The following is a 21,496-nucleotide window of genomic DNA, read 5'->3' as shown; positions in this document are numbered from 1 at the left end:
CGCCGGCACATTCACAATTGATGCGTCAGGTAGATTGCTATCGCGGGCAAGCCCGCTCCCACAGGGTCGGTGGTGTTGGCCAATTTCGTGTCAGGTACGGGTTGCACCACGCGCACTGGCCGCAAATTCATCGGCCGGCAGCACGTGCTTACGCTCCAGCAAGCGATAAACCACACCTGTCAGGACCAGGCCGAACACCATCACGCAGGACAGGAAATACAACCCTGACGCCAGGTTGCCGGTGTATTCCTTCAGCGCACCGATCACGAACGGCCCGATGTAGCCGCCGAGGTTGCCCACCGAGTTGATCAACGCGATCCCCGCCGCCGCGCTGGCGCCGGCGAAGAACCGACCCGGCAAGGTCCAGAACACCGCAGTGCAGGAAAACAGCGCGAACGCCACCAGGCACAGCGCCGCCAATTGCAGCACCGGCACCGACAGCCAGGCGCTGAGGAACAGACCGATGGCGCCCAACACGTACAGCACCGCCAGATGGCCGTAGCGATCATTCAAACGATCGGAACTGCGCGGGATGATCAGCAAACCGATGATCCCGAAGATGTACGGCACCGAGGACACGAATCCGGTCACCAGGTCAGTGCCGCCGAACTGCTTGATCAACGTCGGCAGCCACAATCCCAGACCGTAGATGCTCAGGGTCACCGGCAGATAGAACAGCGCCAGCAGCAACACGCGTTTGTCCTTCAATGCGTGCAGCGGATTGCCGTGGCGGGTCTGGCCGTATTGTTCCAGGTCTTTTTTCAGCTCGCCGGTCAGCCAGTCTTTCTCAGACTGGTCCATCCATTTCACCTGTTGTGGACCGTCCGGCAGGTAACGCAGCACCGGCCAGGTCAGCAGGATTGCGGGCATGCCGATGACGATAAACAGCCACTGCCAGCCGTGCAGGCCAAGAATGCCGTCCATGCCCAACAAGCCGCCGGAGACCGGGCCGGTGATCATCATCGCGATGGGTTGGGAAAGGATGAACAAGCCCAGGATCTTGCCGCGATGGCGGATCGGGAACCATTGGGTGATGTAGTACAGAACACCCGGGAAGAATCCCGCTTCGGCCGCACCGAGCAGAAAACGCATCACGTAGAAGCTGTTCGGCCCCTGGACGAACGCCATGCCGACGGTGATGGCGCCCCAGGTGACCATGATCCGCGCGAACCAGCGCCGGGCACCGAAGCGGTCGAGCATCAGGTTGCTGGGGATTTCCAGCAGGAAGTAGCCAATGAAGAACAGCCCGGCACCCAAGCCGTAAGCCGCATCACCCAGACCGATGTCAGCGCCCATGTGCAACTTGGCGAAACCTACCGCGGAGCGGTCCACATAGGCGATCAGGTACAGCAGGATCAGGAAGGGAATCAGTTTCAGCGTGATGCGACGGATAAGCCGCAATTCCTGGCTCATGAGTTCGGTCTCCGATTGTTGTTGTTATAGAACCTTGGGGGACGCCTCTGGCAGAAAACCACCAGGGCCATCCCTCCGTTGAAAATGACTATATAGTAATACTATTTATCCAACAACCCTTCCAAACAGGCGAAATTGAGCTTATGTTACGTCGTAGCTCGAACAATATAGTCATACAATAAGAGAACCGATCATGTCTGATAAGAAACCCACCCTGCGCTCCGCCCAATGGTTTGGCACCGCCGACAAGAACGGCTTCATGTACCGCAGCTGGATGAAGAATCAGGGCATCGCCGACCATCAGTTTCACGGCAAGCCGATCATCGGCATCTGCAACACCTGGTCGGAACTGACCCCGTGCAACGCGCATTTCCGCCAGATCGCGGACCACGTCAAACGCGGGGTGATCGAAGCCGGCGGCTTTCCGGTGGAATTCCCGGTGTTCTCCAACGGTGAATCGAACCTGCGCCCCACCGCCATGCTGACCCGCAACCTGGCGAGCATGGACGTCGAGGAAGCGATTCGCGGAAACCCGATCGATGGCGTGGTGCTGCTCACCGGTTGCGACAAAACCACGCCGGCGCTGTTGATGGGCGCGGCCAGTTGCGACGTGCCGGCAATCGTCGTCACCGGGGGGCCGATGCTCAACGGCAAGCACAAGGGCCAGGACATTGGCTCGGGCACGGTGGTCTGGCAGCTCAGCGAACAGGTCAAGGCAGGCACCATCAGCCTCGATGATTTCCTCGCGGCCGAGGGCGGTATGTCGCGCTCGGCCGGTACCTGTAACACCATGGGCACGGCTTCGACCATGGCCTGCATGGCCGAAGCCCTTGGCACTTCCCTGCCCCACAACGCGGCGATTCCGGCGGTCGATGCCCGCCGTTATGTGTTGGCGCACATGTCGGGCATGCGCGCGGTGGAGATGGTGCGCGAAGACTTGAAGCTGTCGAAAATCCTCACCAAGGAAGCCTTCGAAAACGCCATTCGGGTGAACGCCGCCATCGGCGGTTCGACCAACGCGGTGATCCACTTGAAAGCCATCGCCGGGCGCATCGGTGTCGAGCTGGACCTGGACGACTGGACCCGCATCGGTCGCGGTATGCCGACCATCGTCGACCTGCAACCGTCCGGGCGCTTCCTGATGGAAGAGTTCTACTACGCCGGCGGCTTGCCCGCGGTGCTGCGTCGTCTCGGCGAGGCCAACCTGATCCCGAACCCGAACGCCCTCACCGTCAACGGTAAAACCATTAGCGAGAACACCAAAGACGCGCCGATTTACGGCCAGGACGAAGTGATCCGTACCCTCGACAACCCGATCCGCGCCGACGGCGGCATCTGCGTGTTGCGCGGCAACCTGGCGCCACTCGGTGCGGTGCTCAAGCCCTCCGCCGCGAGCGCCGAACTGATGCAACACCGTGGCCGTGCGGTGGTGTTCGAGAACTTCGACATGTACAAAGCACGGATCAACGATCCGGAACTGGACGTGGATGCCCATTCGATTCTGGTGATGAAGAACTGCGGGCCGAAGGGTTATCCGGGCATGGCCGAAGTCGGCAACATGGGATTACCGGCCAAGCTGCTGGCCCGGGGCGTGACCGACATGGTGCGGATTTCCGACGCACGCATGAGCGGCACCGCTTACGGCACTGTCGTTCTGCATGTGGCACCGGAAGCGGCGGCCGGCGGACCATTGGCGACGGTGAAGGAAGGCGACTGGATCGAGCTTGATTGCGCTAACGGGCGTTTGCATCTGGACATTCCGGATGCGGAACTGGCAGCGCGCATGGCGGATCTGCAACCACCGCAACAGTTAATCGTGGGCGGTTATCGTCAGCTGTACATCGACCATGTACTGCAGGCGGATCAAGGTTGCGACTTCGACTTCCTGGTTGGCTGCCGCGGGGCCGAGGTGCCGCGTCACTCTCACTGACAGCAAACATCTTTTGTGGGAGCTAGCCTGCTAGCTCCCACATTTGCTTTGTATCCGCCTCAAAGTCTGCGCCGCGCCTGCTATCATGCGCGGCACCCCATCGCACAGGATCGCGCCGTTCCCCATGGATTACCGCAAACCCTCCGACCGCAAAAGCATGCATTCGCGCATTGTCCAGGAATTGGGCATGCAGATCGTCTCGGGACGGTTCAAGCCGGACGACAAACTGCCCGCCGAAGCCTTGCTGTGCGAGGAATACGCGGTCAGCCGACCGGTGCTGCGCGAAGCCACTCGCGTCTTGGTGGCCAAGGGCCTGGTGTATTCGCGTCCGCGGGTCGGCACGGTGGTCAAGCCGCGCAAGGAATGGCACATGCTCGACCCGGATGTGCTGCACTGGCTGATGCAAAGCAGTCCGCAAAATGAATTCTTTGACCTGCTCACCAGCGTGCGCAGCATCATCGAGCCGGCCGCCGCCGCGTTGGCCGCGCAATTCGCCACCGACGAAGACATCGCCTCCATCGGTGAAGCCTACCAACGCATGGAAGCGGCACCGACGCCTGAAGCCTTACTGCAGCCGGACCTGGATTTCCACAGCCGCATCGCCGACGCGACGCATAACGATCTGCTGGCGAACCTGTGCAACATGCTGTCGGTGGCGATTGCCGAAGCCTTGAAACATTCCAACCAACGGCCGAATCTGCATGAACTGGCGATGCCACGGCACAAGGCGATCCTCACCGCTATCGAGAATCGTGATGCGCTCGGCGCGCGTCATGCGACGCTGGTGCAGCTGGATGATGCGCGTAGTGCGTTGAATGTGGTGCTTGGCACCGATTTGTCGTAAAGCAAAGTCAAAAGATCGCAGCCTTCGGCAGCTCCTACAGGGACCGTGTATACCGTTGAATTGCGGATGTACTCAATCAATGTAGGAGCTGCCGAAGGCTGCGATCTTTTGATCTTCATGTACCTATAAAAAAGCCGCAACCAAGGTTGCGGCTTTTCTGTTTCTGCCAGGGATCAGTGAGCGAACAGCGAGTTGCCCTTCTGCCCCGCCAGTTTCTCCGGTTTGATCAGGAACCGCGCCAGCGCTGGCAGCAGCCACAACGCGCCGAACATGTTCCAGAGCAGCATGAAGGTCAGCATCAGGCCCATGTCGGCCTGGAACTTGATCGCCGAGAAGATCCAGGTGCATACGCCGATCGCCAGGCACAGGCCGGTAAACAACACGGCTTTACCGGTGGACTTCAGCGTCTGGTAATACGCCTCTTGCAACGGCAGGCCGGCACGCAGGAAGCTTTCCAGGCGGCTGTAGATGTAGATCCCGTAATCCACGCCTATCCCCACCCCGAGCGCCACGACCGGCAAAGTCGCCACTTTCACGCCGATGCCCATGAACGCCATCAGCGCGTTGCCCAGGACCGAGGTCAGTACCAGCGGCAGCACGATGCACAAGGTCGCCGCCCAGGAACGGAAGGTGATCATGCACATGGTTGCGACACAGATGTACACCAGGATCAGAATGGTCAGTTCGGAGCGTTTGATCACCTCGTTGGTGGCCGCTTCGATCCCGGCATTACCGGCGGCGAGGATGAATTCCAGGCCTTCCTTGTTGTTTTCCTTGGCGAACTCCTGCACCGCATGCACGGCGCGGTCCAGGGTTTCGGCCTTGTGGTCGTTGAGGAATACCAGCACCGGCGCCAGGGAACAATTGTTGTTGTACAGGCCATCGGCACGGGCGATGGAGTTGTTCAGCACGTCCGGGTTGCGCGACAGGGTTTCCCATTTCAGGTTGCCCTCGTTCATGCCCTTGATCATCTGCTTGGACACGGTCACCAGCGAGATCGCCGATTGCACGCCCTCGGTGTTCTGCATTTTCCACATCAGCTCGTCGATCGGCGCCATGGCCTCATAACGCGAGCAACCTTCGGACTTGGTCTTGACCATCACCACCAACACGTCGGAACTGGTGGAATAGTTATTGATGATGAAGCTGTTGTCCTTGTTATAACGCGAGTCTGGACGCAGTTCCGGTGCGCCTTGGTCGAGATCGCCGATCTTCAGGTTCTGGCTGTACCAGAGGCCACCACCGAAAGCGATCAGCGCCAGGGCAATGGAAATCGGGGCAACTTTGGGGCTGGCAAAGTTCGACAGCAGGCGCCAGAACGGATGCTCACGGTGCGCGTCTTTCTTGCTGCGTTCAACGGCGCGTTTGCTGATGCCTACGTAGGAAATGGCTACCGGCAACAGGATCAGGTTGGTGAACACGATCACCGCCACGCCGATGGAGGCGCCGATGGCCAGCTCACGGATCACACCAATGTCGATGATCAATAGCGTGATGAAGCCCACCGCATCCGCGAGGATCGCGATCATTCCCGGCAGAAACAGCTGACGGAAAGTGCGCCGCGCTGCGGTCAGCGCGTTCTCCGCTTCGCTGGACTGCAAGGCGATACCGTTGATTTTCTGCACACCGTGGGAAATCCCGATGGCAAAAATCAGGAACGGCACCAGCATCGAGTACGGATCAAGCCCGAAGCCGAAGAAGTGCATCAAGCCCAGTTGCCAGATCACCGCCACCAGCGTCGTGCTCAATACCGCAATGGTGCTGCGCATGCAGTGGGTGAACCAGTACAGCAGGATCAGGGTAATGACAAAAGCGACGCCGAAGAACATCACCACCATGACCAACCCATCGATCAGGTCGCCGACTTTCTTGGCGAACCCGACAATATGGATCTTCACGTTGGGGTTCTGGGCTTCGAACTTGTTGCGGATCTTGTCTTCAAGCTCATGGGAGAACTTGCGGTAGTCCAGCGCCAGCAACTTGCCCTGGTCCTGTGGGTCCGGGTAGGACTCCAGCAGCGGGATGTCGATGATGCTCGACTTGAAGTCGTTGGCCACCAGACGTCCGACTTGCCCGGACTTGAGCACGTTGTTGCGCAGCAGGTCGAGACTTTGCTGGGAGCCGTTATAGCTCTGGGGAATCACTTCACCACCAGCGAAGCCCTCCTCCGTCACTTCGGTCCAGCGCACGCTCGGGCTCCACAGCGACTTGAGACCGGAACGGTCGACGCCGGAAATGTAGAACACCTCGTCGTGGATCTGACGCAGGGTCTCCATGTAGTCCTTGGAGAAGATGTCGCCGTCGGTGGCCTCCACCGAGATCCGCACCGTGTTGCCCAGGTTCGCCAGATCGTTGCGGTGCTCCATCATTTTTTCAATGAACGGATGCTCGAGCGGGATCATTTTTTCGAAACTGGTGGACGGCCGGATCAACGTCGCCTGCCAGAACAGGAAAATACTGACCAGCAGGCAGATGACGATGACTGCCGGGCGGTTGTTGAAAATCAGGCGCTCCAGAAACGTCGCCTTATCCTGATGAGGAGTGCTTAAGGATGTCATAGACCCGCCTTCTTGTTATTTTCCCGGCTCATTGGGACGACCCGTTTTTTCCATTCTCTGCGCCGGTGGGCGAAGTGACGCGAACGCCTCCCTGTCCTGCCAGAATCAGATTGCCGTTGCCTGACGCAGTGACCGCCGAGACGGAAATGCGATCCGGACGGTTGAACACGCTGAAGGTTTCGCCGTCATCGGTGCTGCGAATCACGCTGCCTCCATTGCCGACGATCACGATGGAACCGTCGTCAAGCAGTGTGGCGCCAGAGAGGCCAAATTCCAGAGTGCCACGGTCCGCCTTGAGCTCGATCTGCTCCCAGGTGCTGCCGAAATCCGTGGAGCGGTAGAGATTGCCGCGCAACCCGTAAGCCAGCAGCGTGGCCGGTTGCGCGGTGCCGATCACACCGAACAGCGAGCCTTCGTAAGGGCCTTCAAGTTTTTCCCAGGTCTGCCCGTCATCGGCGGAACGGAACATGCTGCCCTGTTCGCCAACAATGAAAATGCCGGAATCCTTGACCGCTGCAATGGCGTTGAGGTGGTACTGGTCTTCGTTGTCCAGGCGATCGCTGACGTCTTCCCAGTTTTTACCGCCATCGGTGGTTTCCAGCAAGGCACCGTAAGCGCCCACGGCAAAGCCGCTGTTAACGTCCTTGAACCAGACGTCGAGCAGCGGCGATTCGCGTGCAAGGTCTTCGAATTGTTTGCTCCAGGTGACGCCGCCGTCTTCACTGGCGAGGATCTGCGCGTCATGGCCAACAGCCCAACCGTGTTTGTCATCGACAAAAAACACCGCCGTCAGCAGTTGCCGGGTCGGCACCTTGGCCTGGGTCCAGGTTGCGCCCTGGTCATCGGAATACAGAATGTGCCCGCGATCGCCGACCGCCACCAGGCGTTTGCCCGCGTGTACGACATCGAGCATCAGGCCTTTGCTGGCCTTGGCGGATTCAACGGAATAAACCCGTTCGGTGGCCGACGCGGCAGCGGCCAGCGCGGGCGCCGACAGCACGGTACAGCCCAACAGCGAGAGCGCTGTAGCCAGCAACGCGAACCTGCGTAACGCCGGCGGGCGGCCAATACTCACACCCATGACAGGCTCACTCATAGACCTTCCCTCACATTATTATTGTTAGGTCGTTCAACCCTTCAGGGCGCCGTAAGGGATGCGCATCGGGATTGACCTATTCAAGAGCATAGTCCTGAAACCCGCAATCCAGAGCCCCTTCGGAAGCTGGCCTTATCCTATCGGGGTTTGGAAAGGTCTGACAATCGACGCCACGTTATGTTTTGTTAACTGGAGGGGATATGGGTTGTGGGTGAATGGGGAGGCATTCGGAGGGGTGATTGGGGTTTGGGGTTTGGGGTTTGGGGTTTGGGGTACATATCCGTTTCTGTGGTCACGGCGGCTATTGGTTCCGCTCTTACAGCGGGTCACTTTGGAAAAGCGCCAAAGTAACCAAAACGCTTTTGCCCCTTTCGTTCGGTGCCTCGCCCAGGCTCGGCATACCCTCGCTCCGGCCCTGCTCCGTGGGCCCGCCGCCATCGGCCATCCATGGCCGGGGGCGGCTAACCCGGCATCCATGCCGGGTTGCCCACTGCGCAGAACCTCCTCTCGGCCTCTCGAGGGGGCGGTGCGTCAAAATCAAAAGCAAGGCGGCCTACCGGCCGGCCTGATCTCAAGCGAACGCATTTCCCTGTAGGAGCTGTCGAGCGAAGCGAGGCTGCGATCTTTTGATCTTGCATTTGCTTTGCTTGGCTTTTGATCTTGATCTACCCGCCCCTTCGGGAGGCAGAGCGGAGGTGTTCATCTGGGGATTGGCGCGAGCGCCGTTCGACGCAGTCGAACCCATCGCATGTAGGTCGTAGCGAAGCAGACCGTAGGGCGATACCCCCAGATGGATACCGGAGCGAAGGAACGCCGAGCCTTAGCGAGGGGCCGTACGCTTGGGGCGAGACCTTTTGGTTCCTTTTGGGGCGTTTGCCAAAAGGGACTCGCCGTAAGGGCGAAACCATAGGTAGCCGTTACCGCAGCAACGGATATGTACACCATCAAAAATCCCGGCCGGGTATCAGGACGCCTTCGCGGGCAAGCCTCGCTCCTACGGGGGCCGAGTGAACCCTGAGGGAGCAAGGCCAAACTCAAGCCAGGCTCTTGCTGACCACTTCAAACACATCGCTGGACAGTTGCCCCGAAGCGCGAATCCGCTCCAGCTCGCCTTTCATCAACGCCTGACGAGCGTCGTCGTATTTGCGCCAGCGAGTCAGCGGCGCCAGTTGGCGAGAAGCGATCTGCGGGTTGAACCCGTTCAACTCGATCACCAGATCCGCCAGGAACCGATACCCCGAACCATCGGCCGCGTGGAAGTTGATCAGGTTCTGTCCGGCAAACGCACCGATCAGTGCCCGTACTTTGTTCGGGTTCTTGATGGTGAACGCCGGGTGCTGCATCAGGGCTTTGACCCGCTCCAGCCCGCCCGGCAACGGGCTGCCGGCCTGAACGCTGAACCACTGATCCATCACCAGCGGATTGTCCTTGAAGTGTTCGGCGAAGGTCGCCAGCGCCGTGGCTTTCTGCTCTTCGAACGGCGAATTGACCAACACCGCCAACGCCGTCAGACGTTCAGTCATGTTGTCGCTGGTGTCGAACTGCTCAAGGGTTGCCGCCAAGACTTCCGGCTTGCCGCTGAGCATCAGGTACGACAGCGCAATGTTTTGCAGTGCGCGGCGGGCGAAATGCTCGGCTTCGGCCACATACGGTGTTTTCTTCGAGAGATCGCGATTGGCCTGATAACGCAGCCACAATGCTTCGAACAAACCTTCAGCCAATTGCTTGCGGGCAAACTCGCGAGCTGTGTGGATGGCGTCTACGTCAGCCACTTCACTGATCTCGGTCAGATACGCCTCGCCCGGCAGCGAAAGCATTTCGGCGACCATCGCCTGATCCAGCGTCTCATCGGACAGCACGGTACGCAGTGCTGAAACCAGACGCTGATCCAGCACCAGCGCTTCACCCTTCTGCTGCTGTTCGATCAACTCTTGCAGCACCTGCACCGACAATTGCTGGCCGGCATCCCAGCGGTTGAAACCGTCGCTGTCGTGCTGCATCAGGAACATCAGCTGATCGCGATCGTACGGGAAGCTCAGTTTCACTGGCGCCGAGAAGCCGCGCAGCAATGAAGGCAGCGGCTTTTGCGCAATGCCTACGAAGGTGAAGGTCTGCTCGGCTTCTGTCACCGAAATGACCCGCGAAGTGCCTTGAGCACTGGCTTCGCCAGCAAGACGCAGGGCAATCTCGGCGCCCTTGCTGTCCAGCAGGCCCAGTTCCACTGGAATCACGAACGGCAGCTTTTCCACCTTGTCCGGGGTTTGCGGGCAGCTCTGGCGGAAGGTCAGGCTGTAGGTTTTTGCTGCGCCGTCGTAGGACTCGCTCACCACCAGACGCGGTGTGCCGGCCTGGCTGTACCAGCGTTTGAATTGGGTCAGGTCAACGCCGTTGGCATCTTCCATGGCCTTGATGAAATCGTCGCAGGTCACGGCCTGGCCGTCATGGCGTTCGAAGTAAAGGTCACTGCCTTTGCGGAACCCTTCGGCGCCCAGCAAGGTGTGGATCATGCCAACCACTTCCGAACCTTTTTCGTACACGGTCAGGGTGTAGAAGTTGGAAATCTCGATGAAGCTGTCCGGGCGCACGGCGTGGGCCATGGGGCCGGCGTCTTCGGCGAACTGGTGGGTGCGCAGGTACGCCACGTCCTGGATGCGCTTGACCGTGGCCGAGTTCATGTCAGCGGAGAATTCCGAATCCCGGAACACGGTGAAGCCTTCCTTGAGCGACAGCTGGAACCAGTCACGGCAGGTCACACGGTTGCCCGACCAGTTGTGGAAGTATTCGTGGGCAACGATTGCTTCTACACGCTGGTGCGCGGCGTCGGTAGCGGTTTCGGCCCGGGCAAGCACGGCGCTGGAGTTGAAGATGTTGAGGCCCTTGTTCTCCATGGCACCCATGTTGAAGTCGTTGACTGCGACGATCATGAAGATGTCCAGGTCGTACTCGCGACCGTAAACCTCTTCGTCCCAGCGCATGGACTTCTTCAGGCTGTTCATGGCGTGCTGGCACTTGTCGATGTTTTCTGGCTCGACGTAAATGCGCAGCGCCACGGAGCGCTCGGTCATGGTGGTGAACGTATCTTCGACGCACCACAGGTCACCGGCCACCAGCGCGAACAGGTAGGCAGGCTTCTTGAACGGGTCTTCCCAGGTCGCCCAGTGCCGGCCGTCTTCGCCGGGCCCCGAGGCAATCGGGTTGCCGTTGGACAGCAGCACCGGGTAGCTATGCTGTTCGGCGACCACCGTGGTGGTGAACGTGCTCATCACGTCCGGGCGGTCGAGGTAATAGGTGATTTTGCGGAAACCTTCGGCTTCACACTGGGTGCAGAACATGGTGCCGGATTTGTACAGGCCTTCCAGGGCGGTGTTGGTTTCCGGGTGGATCCGCACGCTGGTGTCGACCGTGAAGCGTGTCTCGGTCGGTTGCAGGGTCAGATGGTTCTCGGTCAGTTGGTAATCGGCAGCGCTCAGCTCACGATCGGCCAATGTCACCGACAGCAGCTCGAGTTGCTGGCCGTCCAGCACCAGCGGCGGCAGGCCCGGGCCACGCTCAGGATTACGGCGCATCACCAGTTGCGCATGGACCAGGCTGTGGTCCTCGAACAACTCGAAGGTCAGGTGCGTCTCGTCGATCAGGTACTCAGGTGCCTGATAGTCCTTCAGGTAAATCATCTTCGGTTGTTCGGTGCGCATACTGGAATCCTTACTGATGCACGGCGAGCTGGTAAGCCGTGTATTTACGAATATTGATCACGCCGGTGTCGAAAATCAGGTACTGACCCTTGATCCCCAACAGCGTGCCTTCGGCAACCGGATTCTTGTCCAGGTTGAAGCTGACAATCTTGGCCGGGTATTGCTCGACCGGGTAGCGGATTTCGAGCGGCTCGACATCGGTAATGGTCTGGATTGCTTGCAGGCCAAATCGTTCCTGCAAACCTTGCAAACCTGGCGCACAACTTTCAAACAGCTGATCGCGAACCTGTGCCAGGTCCACCGATACCGCATCGCCCTTGAGTAAAGCACGCCAGTTGGTCTTGTCGGCTACCTGACTGCGGAACAGGTCTTCGACGAAACCTGACTGCTGACGGGTTGCGACGCGCATGATCGGCAGGGCCTGGCTGGCGCCCTGATCGAGCCAACGGGTAGGCAACTGCGTGGCGCGGGTTATGCCGACCTTGATCCCCGACGAATTGGCCAGATACACCACATGATCGGTCATGCAGAACTTTTCGCCCCACGCAGGCTCACGGCAGGTGCCGGCGTCGTAGTGGCAGCGTTCCGGGCTCATGATGCAAATATCGCACTGGGCCAGTTTGGTCATGCACGGGTAGCAATAACCCTGGCTGAAACTGGTTTTGGTCTTGCGTCCGCAATGGGTGCAGTGGATCGCCCCCAGGTATTCCAGGCGCACCGTAGTACCGATCAACGGATTGACCGGTACCTCGGCGTCGCCCAGACGAAAAGCGTACTGAACGTTCGGCCCGTCAAGGCGCGCCGACATTTTGCTGATTGCACCGCGGCCAATCTCGATCAATGGACGGCATCCGATTTGAACAGAATGTTTGGCACTTCGATCGACTTCGACTGGCATTCCTGCGGGCCCATGTAGCCGGTGCGCTCTTCTTCAGGCAGGTTCTGGATTTCCCAGGCGATCATCGCTTGCAGGGACAGTTCGCGCTGCTCGGCGGTGAGTTTGCCACCGTCGGACCATTTGCCGATTTCCACCGCCAGTTTCAGGCTCTGGTAGATATCCGGGGTGATGTTTTTGATCATTTCATTAAAAGAGGACATCAAGGGCTCCGCGCTCTTTAATTCACATAATTTATCTGGAAGTCAGTTTACGGCGGTTGTACAAACCGCCCAACAAACCGGTGAAGCATCCGATGAGTAACCCGCTGACGTGGGCCGCGTTGGCAATCTGGCCGAAGCCGATCATCGAGATCAGCCCGGACAGGCACACCAGCAACCACACCAGCATCATCACCAACACCCCTCGGGGCAGGCGATACGTCGGGTTTGGCGCCAGAAGCTGGAAGATCCAGCAATGCCCGAGCAGACCGTACAGCACCCCGGACAACCCGCCAAACAGGCTCGGGCCGCTGAAAAGGAACTGGACATAATTGGACACCAGGCTGAACAGCAATGTCAGGCCGATCAGGTTGATGCTGCCCTGCCGCGATTCGATGCGCCGCCCCAATTCCCAGTACCACATGGCATTCATGGCCAGGTGCAGGATGCCGAAGTGGATCAGCATCGGCGTGACCAGACGCCACCACTGCCCCGCCGCCAGGCTGTCGGCCAGTGGCGTGAAATGGATGTACTCACCGACCACGCGGAAATCGAGGAAGGTCAGCCAGCGTATCGTTTCGAGGTTATCGCCCAGCAACGTCACCATGGCGACAATCAGGGTCAGCAACAGCACGAACGCTGTAGCCTTGCTGTGGCGCAACTGCTCGACGAAGCCCGGACGCGGCTGGGTCTGAGCCATCGAAATATCCAGTTGCTGATCGGGGTCGCCCGCCGGAAAGCGTTCGTACAACGAGCGCACGTCTTCGCTGATGCTGGCCGGCACCCACAGCACTTGCTCGCCCGCCTCTTCGCTGACCCGATGGGGCACTTGCATGCGCTGCAGCAGTTTGACGAACCCGCTCAAATCCACCGCCAGGGGCAGACGCAATACCGCCACCGCCGTCATTGCAGCACCTCCGGCCGTTCGACATCGACCCAGACAAATTTGTGCGGGTCGAGACGGGTTTCCTGATCCAGACGATAAGCGACCAGTTTGCCGTAAAGCACCGCGCTGTAATCCAGGCACGCCAGGTTCGGACGGATCGGTGCCGGTTTACCGCTGCGCCAGTAGTGGCCGACGAACAACAGCGGCTCATCGACGCCGTAGCGCAGCAAGTTGTCTTTTTCGGTGGATGACAACGGCGTGCGGGCCACCGGTTCAGGTAAGGCGTCGGGCTGAAACACGATATCTCCGTAGGTTTGCGGGTCGTCTTCCCAGAACTTGGTGCGGAAAAACGAGCGCGTCAGGCCGTCGCCGCTGGTCATGGTCAACCCGTGGGGCAAGCGCATGTCAGTACCGCGCAACAGGCGATCGAACACAGTGCAGGCAAAACTGCCCGGCACCGCGGAGGCCTGGAGGAAATGCTCATCGATGCAACCGTCGGGAAACAATCCGCGCAACGGCTCGATCAGGCCGGCATCCCAACAGGCATGCACCACCCGGAAACGCCCGGCATCGACGAACAGAGGCAATTCATAGAACCATTGCAGAAAGTCATGCCACTCTGCGGGATGATCTTCGAACTGGGTCAGGGTTTCCTTGAGCAGGCGCGCGTGGCGCGGCGTATGTTCACGCACGAACTGCTGGCCACTGCCCGGCGGCGCTGGCGTGCTCCAGCCAAGAGCATTGAATTCATGGTTGCCCATGATGCACAGCGCCTGGCCCGCTTCGACCATGTCGCGGACGATGTGCAGCGCCTCGCGAATCCGCGGGCCGCGGTCGATGATGTCGCCCAGGAACACCGCCATGCGCGACGGATGCCGCCAGACGCCAGCCTGCTTGTGGTAACCGAGCCGGTCGAGCAAGTGCTCAAGGGTCAGAGCGCAACCGTGCACGTCACCGATCAGGTCGTAGCTACGCGCGGGATCGAGCATCAGTCGCCTCCGCCACCCAACTTGCTGCCCCAGCCGAGCTTCGTCCGGCAGACTTCATAGTAGTTGTGGTCGAGCGGGTGAATCAGCCGCAGTTTCTGCGCTTTCTTGCTAACGGTAATGGTGTCACCGGGCGCGCAGGTGAAGTGGTTCTGCCCGTCACAGGAAACTTGCGGGTAAATCTGCATATCTTTGGACACGACGATTTTCAGCTCACTGTTGCCATCGACCACGATCGGTCTACCTGACAAGGTATGGGGGTACATCGGCACAATCACAATAGCGTCGAGCTTGGGATGCATGATCGGGCCACCCGCCGACAGTGCGTAGGCGGTCGAACCGGTCGGCGTGGCGACGATCAGGCCGTCGGCCTTCTGGCTGCACACGAACTGGCCGTCGATGTACAACTCGAACTCGATCATCCGCGTCGATTTGCCGGGGTGCAGCACCACATCGTTCAGCGCATCGCCCTGGCCGATGGCCTCGGCGTGGCGCCGCACTTCGGCTTGCAGCAGGAAACGGTTTTCCACCAGATAGTGACCGTCGAGCACTTCGGCGACTTTGACTTCGAGCTCATCGGGGCGGATATCGGTGAGGAACCCCAGGCTGCCACGGTTGATGCCGAGCACCGGGATATTGTGTCGGGCCAGCGCCCGTGCGGCGCCCAGCAGGCTGCCGTCGCCACCGACCACAATCACCATGTCACAGACTTCACCGAGCATCTTGCGCGACGAAGTTTGCAGGCCATGACCGGGCAGGACTTCGGCGATGGTGTCTTCGAGGATCACGTGCAGGTGACGATCGAGCAGAAACCGTTTCAGTCGGCGGACGGTATCCAGCACCTGAGAACTGCCCAGGCGACCGATGATGCCGATATTACGAAATTGCTCCATGGGGCTCCTATTAGGATGCGGGGGCCTGCGACGGCGAAAAACCCGATTATGGGCGAAAGCACGGCGTAGACAAAACCCTTTCAGCCACGACGGTGCGCTTACGTTTCGGGCTATGCTCGCAAGATGATCCTATTTCCAGATTTGCTCCAGTTACCTCACCAGTTGCGCCATCCTGAAGTGCGCGACCTGGCCTGGGTCATCCTCACGCCGCCGATGCTGGCCGTCACGCCTTGGCCGCAACGTCATCCACTGGCCGGCAGCGACTGGGTGCAGGCACCGGAGCGCCTGGAACACTGGCTCCGGCAACTGGATCGCGACAGTTACGACTTGTTGCACTGGCTGGCCCAGGCCAGGACCCGGCGACTGGGCCTGTACTATGAGCGGCTGTGGCAATACGCCGTACGGCACGCGCCTGGCATCGAACTGATTGCCGCCAACATGCCGATCCGCCGTGAAGGCCACACCTTGGGTGAGCTGGACATGCTGCTGCGCGATCGCGATGGCGTGCATCACCTGGAACTGGCGATCAAGCTTTATCTGGGGCCACAGAACGGTGACGGCCACGACACCGCCCAGTGGCTGGGACCGGGTTGTCATGACCGGCTCGACCGCAAACTGAAGCACCTGAGCCAGCATCAATTACCGATTTCCGCGCGGGCGGAAAGCCGTGCAGTGCTGGCGTCGCTGGATATCCAGCAGTTCAGCGCGCACCTGTGGCTTGGCGGCTATCTGCTCTATCCGTGGCCGGGGCAGGCCGCGTCACCGAGCGGCGCGCATCCTCAACATTTGCGCGGTAGCTGGTTGCATCAGAAGGACTGGGCGGACTTTGTCGTGCAACGCCCGTTCGGCCGCTGGCAACCCCTGCCCCGCCATGCCTGGCTGGCGCCGGCGCACTATCCCGAAGAGCAAACCTGGAACACTGAACAGCTGAGCGCCTGGCTGAACGATCTGGACCCGCTGGCACCGGCGCAATTGATGGTGCGGCTGACAGAGAATGGCAAAGGCGATTGGGAAGAAGCCGAGCGGCTGTTTCTGGTGTCCGACCTTTGGCCGAATGTGCCGGGTAATGGTTGAGTTTATGTGGTGAATGGACTGGCCTCTTCGCGGGCAAGCCTCCTACAGGTTTTGTGTTGGTTACGACGCTTATCTGTAGGAGCGAGGCTTGCCCGCGAATGGGCCCGACGCGGTCTGGATGGGAAAGGTCACTGCTTTTTATGCTGCTCAACCCACAGCGCATACGCATCGATGAACTTCTGCAGAAACGGCCTGACCGACTCCGACAACTTGCCCGCCTCGTCAAACGCTGAACCGGCGCCGCCCAGGTAGGCTTCCGGCTGCTGCATGCACGGCACATTGAGAAACACCATGGACTGGCGAATATTGTGGTTGGCGCCGAATCCACCGACGGCACCCGGTGAAGCGCTGATCACTGCGCCCGGTTTGCCGTTCCAGGCACTCTTGCCATAAGGGCGCGACCCCACGTCGATCGCATTCTTCAATGGCGCCGGTACCGAACGGTTATATTCCGGGGTCACGAACAGCACCGCGTCGGATGAACTCACTTGTTGTCGGAAAGTGCTGTAGGCTGCCGGCGGTGATTCGCCATCGATGTCTTCGTTGTAGAGCGGCAAATCACCGATCTCGACGATGCTCAGCTTCAGATTGGCAGGGGCCAGCTCGGCCAGCGCCAGCGCGATCTTGCGGTTGATCGACGCTTTTCTCAGGCTGCCGACCAGAACGGCGATCTCGTAGACGTTGTTCATGGAGAATTCTCGACTGTCCGATGGAAAGAGCTACTAGTTATAGATGATCAAATGACGATTCAACCAGCGGACGACGGAAAAACGCCGCCCCTGACTATTTTTTTCCTGTAGGAAAACTTACCTCGCCCAACCACGGTCTACAGAACCGCAAATTGAGTGATTTATCTCCAGAGGTTCTAAGCAGATGGCAGCAGTACTCGTCGGTCAGTTCCATGCAAGAGACGCGGAAGGCCGCGTTTATTCCGTGCATGAGTTCCAGGAATCCACCCCGTCACACGACGGCCTTGCCGGCTCGGTGCCTGTCACCACTTATAAGCTGGCCATTGGCGACCGCCTCAACAAACTCGACGACAACGAATTTGTGCTAGTGCAGTCGGGCGTTACCCTCACTCGTGAACCTGAAACGAACGTGGCCTCATAACCCGCTGTTATGAGCAGAAGTCATAGGCGCGCACTTGGGTTAGGATTCAGTGACTGACTCCCTCACTTGCTGAACATGGACTTCACGCATGCGTTTACGTCATATCGAAGTGATCCAGGCGCTCCTGCAGACCGGTCACCTGGGCACCGCCGCCGAATGGCTGCAGCTGCCAGTGACCGAGGTTGAACGCACCCTGCGTGATGCCGAGGACCAGTTGGGGTTCATGCTGTTTGCCAGCGTGCGTGGTCGCCTGCAAGCCACCCGCGAAGCAGCGGAACTGAAAGTCGGGATCGCCCACGTCTACGAGGCCCTCGAGCCAGTGCAACGACTGGCCAGCAGCCTCAAGCAGTATCTGGCCCCGCCCCTGCGCATCATCTGCACCCCACCGCTGGCGCAACAGCTGTTGCCACACAGCATCGCGGCCCTGCGCCGACGCCTGCCCGATGCCCCTTGCACCCTCCTGAGCGAGCCGACCGGCGCGATTATCAGAAGCCTGCTGCTGCGTGAAAGCGATCTGGGCCTGAGCCTGCATGACCCGGACCACGCCGATATCCATTGCCAGGTCATCGCTCAAGGCAAGCTCCAGCTGCTGGCGCCCCATGGCTGGCTGCAGCCGAAACAGAAGTACATCTCGCTGCAGGACCTGGCCGGCCAGTCGATGGTCGGCCTGGAAGGTCACGACCCGTTAAGCCCGGCGCTGGACAACAAGCTGCATGCACTGCGCCCTGCTCCGGTTATTCAGACCCGGGTCCAGACTCATCAGATGATGCGCAGCATGGTCGAGGCCGGTGAAGGCCTGGCGATTGTCGACCCGTTTACCGCCCTCGGCGCCAAATCCGCCGGGCTCGATGCCTGCCCGCTGGCGCCTGCCGTACCGATCAGCGTGTATGCCTTGAGCCTGAAGAGCGCCGAACGCTCTTCGGCCGTTCAGACGCTGCTGGAGATCATCACGGAACAAGCCGTGGCAATGCTGGCGAGCTAAGCGGGTTTTCCAGCGGATTATCGAATAATCGATACCAGAACAGCGCCATTTCAGCGGTATTCGGATCGATTCCACGGTAACGCAGGTGATCGATACCGCCGACCACATAGCCACAGCGCTCATAAAGCCGACAGGCGCCCAGGTTGTTGTTCTGGGTTTCCAGCATGATCCCCGGCAATTTTTTCTTGCGACTCCAGAACTGCGCCACATCCAACAATGCCTTGGCCACGCCATGACGGCGCGCCGGCGCATGCACCGCCAATTCATCGATATGGGCGAAGCCGTTCCAGTTGGTGCTGACCACCAAATGCCCCACCGGCTCGTCATCCAGATAGGCCATGAAAATCTCGCTGTCGGCGGCATCGCGAAAACTGCTGAATTCCTCGGGATCGATGCCGTAACACTTTCGATAGGGGGTGATTGGCGTCACCGGCCACTGCGCCACCGGTTTGCCGATTTGTGCGGCACCATAGGCGGCGACTTCAAAACTGAAATCGCTGCCCCAGATATAAGCCGCAAAACCCTCATCGGCGACACGCACCGAGAGGCCCGGGTATTTGGGATTCATGACGGGTTGCATAGTCGCAAAGGTCCTCATTCCTTGATGCAATCGACGGTGTAATGCCGTCCATTGCCCTCGTCTTCGTGTTGCAAGCCATGCACATCGGCGACAAATCCGGGGAAGCTACTGTCGAACGTACGGGCAAACTTCAGGTAATCGATGATCGAACGGGTCGATTCTGTGAACCGCTCACCGGGCATGATCAATGGGATCCCCGGCGGATAGGGTACCAGCATCACCGCGGCAATCCGCCCGTCCAGAGCATCGATCGAAACAGCCTCAACTTCTCCGCGCACCAATTGATCATAGGCGTCCGCCGGCTTCATCGCGACTTCCGGCAAAACCGTGTACATGCGTTTGAGGTGTTTGGCCGTGGCGTTGCTGCGATAACAGGCGTGCAATTGATCACACAGATCGCGCAAGCCCATGCCTTGATAACGGGCAATATTGTGTTGCGCCACACACGGCAGGCAAGTGGCCAGGCTGATGTTGGCGTCGTAACTGCGCTTGAACTCCAGCAATTCCGTCAGCAGCGTGCTCCATTTGCCCTTGGTGATGCCCATGGAGAACAGCACCAGGAACGAATACAGCCCGGTCTTTTCCACGACCAGCCCACGCTCCCAGAGGAATTTACTGACCACCGCCGCCGGAATCCCGCGCGCGCTCAGCGCGCCACCCGCCGTCAAACCCGGCATCACCAGCGTGACCTTGATCGGATCGAGCAGCACATAGTCATCGGTCACATCGCCAAAGCCATGCCAATCGGCGTCGGGTTGCAGCAACCAGTCTTCGGTGACCACCTGCTCGATCCCTTCGGCCGAGGGTGGTTGCCAGATGGAAAACCACCAGTCATCGGCGGCGATGTGCTGACGCAAATTGGCCAGGGCCCGGCGAAAACTCAGGGCCTCGTCGAACATTTCCTGCAACAGCGAACGTCCGGCCGGACCCTCCATCATCGCCGATGCCACGTCTAGCGAGGCGATGATGCTGTACTGCGGCGAGGTCGAGATGTGCATCATGAACGCTTCGTTGAACCGGTCGCGATCCAACTGCCGCGCCCCACCGTCCTGAACATGAATCATCGACGCCTGACTGAACGCCGCCAGCAATTTGTGCGTGGAGTGCGTAGTGAACACCAGCGGGCTGTCTTCGCTGCGGGAAGTGCCCATGCCGTAACGGCCGGCAAAAAACTCGTGAAACGCCGCGTAGGCGTACCAGGCCTCGTCGAAATGCAGCACCTCGACGCTGTTGCCCAGGCTCTGCTTGATCAGCTCGGCGTTGTAACAGAGGCCGTCGTAAGTCGAGTTGGTCACCACCGCCAACTTGACCTTTGGCTCGCGACCCTGGGTCAGCGGGCTGGCGTCGATTTTGGCCTGGATCGATTCAGGGCTGAATTCACTCAACGGAATCGGGCCGATAATCCCCAGCTCATTGCGCTCCGGACACAGGTACAGCGGAATCGCGCCAGTCATGATGATCGAGTGCAGCACCGACTTGTGGCAGTTGCGATCCACCAGCACCAGGTCATCGCGGGCCACCATGGAATGCCAGACGATTTTGTTGGCGGTCGAGGTGCCATTGATCACGAAAAAAGTGTGATCGGCGCCAAAATTACGCGCCGCTCTCGCTTCCGCCTCGGCCAGTGGGCCGGTGTGATCGAGCAGCGAACCGAGTTCCGGTACCGACACTGACAAATCCGAACGCAGGGTGTTTTCCCCAAAAAACTGATGGAATGCTTGCCCCACCGGGCTCTTGTGATACGCCACGCCGCCGCCATGGCCGGGGGTGTGCCAGGAATAATTGGAATCGGCGGTGTGCTGCACCAGCGCCTTGAAAAACGGCGGCAACAGACCGTCGAGATATTTACGCGCCGCGCGGGCAACCTGGCGGGCGAGGAAGGGCACGGTGTCTTCGAACAAATAAAGAATGCCGCGCAGTTGATTGAGCTCGGCCATGGCATCGGCCGGGGCATTTTCCAGCGTCACCTGCTCGCCCAGGGCAAAGATCGGCAGGTCCGGCGCCCGAACCCGTGCCAGGCGGATCAGCTCGGCCATATTATGCAGAAGATGAGCATTGCTGCTGGCGTCTTCGGCGGCAATCAACATGCAAGAGAGGCCATGATGGGTCGAGGCGACCAGACGTCCTTCGTTGTAATCGACCGCCGAGACGATGCTGAAGCCTTCCTGCTCCAGTTCCCGGGCGATGCCGCGCACACGATCACCGGCAACGGTGTCGGCCTTGATGTCGCGGTGGACGATCAACACCGGGAATTTCAAATCTTTATACATGGGGCTCGGTGTCCTGAGGCGGCAGACCGTAGCCTGCCAATCACCTCAGGGTAGAGGGTTGGAGCGCATGTGGCGAGGGGGCTTGCC

17 protein-coding genes are annotated in these 21,496 nt (G+C 59.7%); 5 read left to right on the top strand and 12 right to left on the bottom strand.

Annotation, left to right across the window (positions count from 1 at the left end; genetic code table 11):
• Positions 1–90: 90 nt before the first annotated feature.
• Entirely contained in the window at positions 91–1,413 is a 1,323-nt protein-coding gene (locus tag BZL43_RS26805; RefSeq protein ID WP_095635068.1) for an MFS transporter, read from the bottom strand.
• Between the two features lie 193 nt (positions 1,414–1,606).
• Here BZL43_RS26805 and BZL43_RS26800 point away from each other — a divergent pair, with 193 nt between their 5' ends.
• Together BZL43_RS26800 and BZL43_RS26795 are read left to right on the top strand one after the other, a co-directional pair.
• Positions 1,607–3,343 (top strand): IlvD/Edd family dehydratase, encoded by a 1,737-nt coding sequence (locus tag BZL43_RS26800; protein ID WP_095635067.1) that lies wholly within the window; start codon positions 1,607–1,609, stop codon positions 3,341–3,343.
• Between the two features lie 124 nt (positions 3,344–3,467).
• The gene (locus BZL43_RS26795; RefSeq protein WP_168185149.1) at positions 3,468–4,187 is read left to right on the top strand and encodes a FadR/GntR family transcriptional regulator; all 720 of its coding nucleotides are present in this window, start codon (positions 3,468–3,470) and stop codon (positions 4,185–4,187) included.
• A gap of 173 nt (positions 4,188–4,360) precedes the next feature.
• Here BZL43_RS26795 and BZL43_RS26790 read toward each other — a convergent pair whose 3' ends face one another.
• From BZL43_RS26790 to BZL43_RS26750, 8 genes are all read right to left on the bottom strand, one after another.
• Complete coding sequence (locus tag BZL43_RS26790; protein ID WP_095635065.1) at positions 4,361–6,745, bottom strand: RND family transporter; 2,385 nt, start codon at positions 6,743–6,745, stop codon at positions 4,361–4,363.
• Between the two features lie 28 nt (positions 6,746–6,773).
• Positions 6,774–7,841, bottom strand: a complete 1,068-nt coding sequence (locus tag BZL43_RS26785; protein WP_095635064.1) for a YCF48-related protein — start codon at positions 7,839–7,841, stop codon at positions 6,774–6,776.
• A gap of 1,034 nt (positions 7,842–8,875) precedes the next feature.
• Positions 8,876–11,533, bottom strand: coding sequence for an aminopeptidase N (gene pepN, locus BZL43_RS26775; RefSeq protein WP_095635062.1), 2,658 nt, complete (start codon positions 11,531–11,533; stop codon positions 8,876–8,878).
• Between the two features lie 10 nt (positions 11,534–11,543).
• Positions 11,544–12,374, bottom strand: coding sequence for a DUF2797 domain-containing protein (locus BZL43_RS26770; RefSeq protein WP_095635061.1), 831 nt, complete (start codon positions 12,372–12,374; stop codon positions 11,544–11,546).
• Positions 12,371–12,631: a YeaC family protein gene (locus tag BZL43_RS26765; protein ID WP_095635060.1), complete on the bottom strand. Its 261-nt coding sequence runs from the start codon at positions 12,629–12,631 to the stop codon at positions 12,371–12,373. Before BZL43_RS26765 ends, BZL43_RS26770 begins: the two co-directional genes overlap by 4 nt.
• A gap of 31 nt (positions 12,632–12,662) precedes the next feature.
• The gene (locus BZL43_RS26760; protein WP_095635059.1) at positions 12,663–13,535 is read right to left on the bottom strand and encodes a rhomboid family intramembrane serine protease; all 873 of its coding nucleotides are present in this window, start codon (positions 13,533–13,535) and stop codon (positions 12,663–12,665) included.
• Positions 13,532–14,506 carry a metallophosphoesterase gene (locus BZL43_RS26755; protein ID WP_177409357.1) on the bottom strand — a complete coding sequence of 325 codons (975 nt, stop codon included), beginning with the start codon at positions 14,504–14,506 and terminating at the stop codon, positions 13,532–13,534. The genes BZL43_RS26760 and BZL43_RS26755 overlap by 4 nt, the downstream gene beginning before the upstream one ends.
• A complete protein-coding gene (locus tag BZL43_RS26750) occupies positions 14,503–15,393 on the bottom strand; it encodes an NAD(+) kinase (RefSeq protein WP_007988608.1) in 891 nt (296 codons plus the stop codon). Before BZL43_RS26750 ends, BZL43_RS26755 begins: the two co-directional genes overlap by 4 nt.
• 123 nt (positions 15,394–15,516) lie before the next feature.
• On the opposite strand from BZL43_RS26750, the gene BZL43_RS26745 reads away from it, so the two are divergent.
• Positions 15,517–16,467, top strand: coding sequence for a DUF1853 family protein (locus BZL43_RS26745; RefSeq protein ID WP_095635057.1), 951 nt, complete (start codon positions 15,517–15,519; stop codon positions 16,465–16,467).
• A 128-nt stretch (positions 16,468–16,595) separates the two neighbouring features.
• On the opposite strand, the gene BZL43_RS26740 is transcribed toward BZL43_RS26745, so the two are convergent.
• On the bottom strand, positions 16,596–17,156 hold the full coding sequence (locus BZL43_RS26740) for an NADPH-dependent FMN reductase (protein ID WP_095635056.1): 561 nt from the start codon (positions 17,154–17,156) through the stop codon (positions 16,596–16,598).
• Between the two features lie 184 nt (positions 17,157–17,340).
• On the opposite strand from BZL43_RS26740, the gene BZL43_RS26735 reads away from it, so the two are divergent.
• Both BZL43_RS26735 and BZL43_RS26730 read left to right on the top strand, forming a co-directional pair.
• Entirely contained in the window at positions 17,341–17,577 is a 237-nt protein-coding gene (locus BZL43_RS26735) for a hypothetical protein (RefSeq protein WP_052964268.1), read from the top strand.
• An 88-nt stretch (positions 17,578–17,665) separates the two neighbouring features.
• On the top strand, positions 17,666–18,559 hold the full coding sequence (locus tag BZL43_RS26730) for a LysR family transcriptional regulator (protein ID WP_095635055.1): 894 nt from the start codon (positions 17,666–17,668) through the stop codon (positions 18,557–18,559).
• On the opposite strand, the gene BZL43_RS26725 is transcribed toward BZL43_RS26730, so the two are convergent.
• Both BZL43_RS26725 and BZL43_RS26720 read right to left on the bottom strand, forming a co-directional pair.
• Positions 18,525–19,139, bottom strand: coding sequence for a GNAT family N-acetyltransferase (locus BZL43_RS26725; RefSeq protein WP_095635054.1), 615 nt, complete (start codon positions 19,137–19,139; stop codon positions 18,525–18,527). The two genes, BZL43_RS26730 and BZL43_RS26725, sit on opposite strands and share 35 nt — an antisense overlap.
• A gap of 14 nt (positions 19,140–19,153) precedes the next feature.
• On the bottom strand, positions 19,154–21,409 hold the full coding sequence (locus BZL43_RS26720) for an Orn/Lys/Arg decarboxylase N-terminal domain-containing protein (RefSeq protein WP_095635053.1): 2,256 nt from the start codon (positions 21,407–21,409) through the stop codon (positions 19,154–19,156).
• Positions 21,410–21,496 lie beyond the last annotated feature (87 nt).

It is taken from the genome of Pseudomonas sp. PICF141 (genome assembly GCF_002286815.1).
Classification (GTDB): Bacteria; Pseudomonadota; Gammaproteobacteria; order Pseudomonadales; family Pseudomonadaceae; genus Aquipseudomonas.
This window is presented reverse-complemented; position numbering and strand designations above follow the sequence as displayed.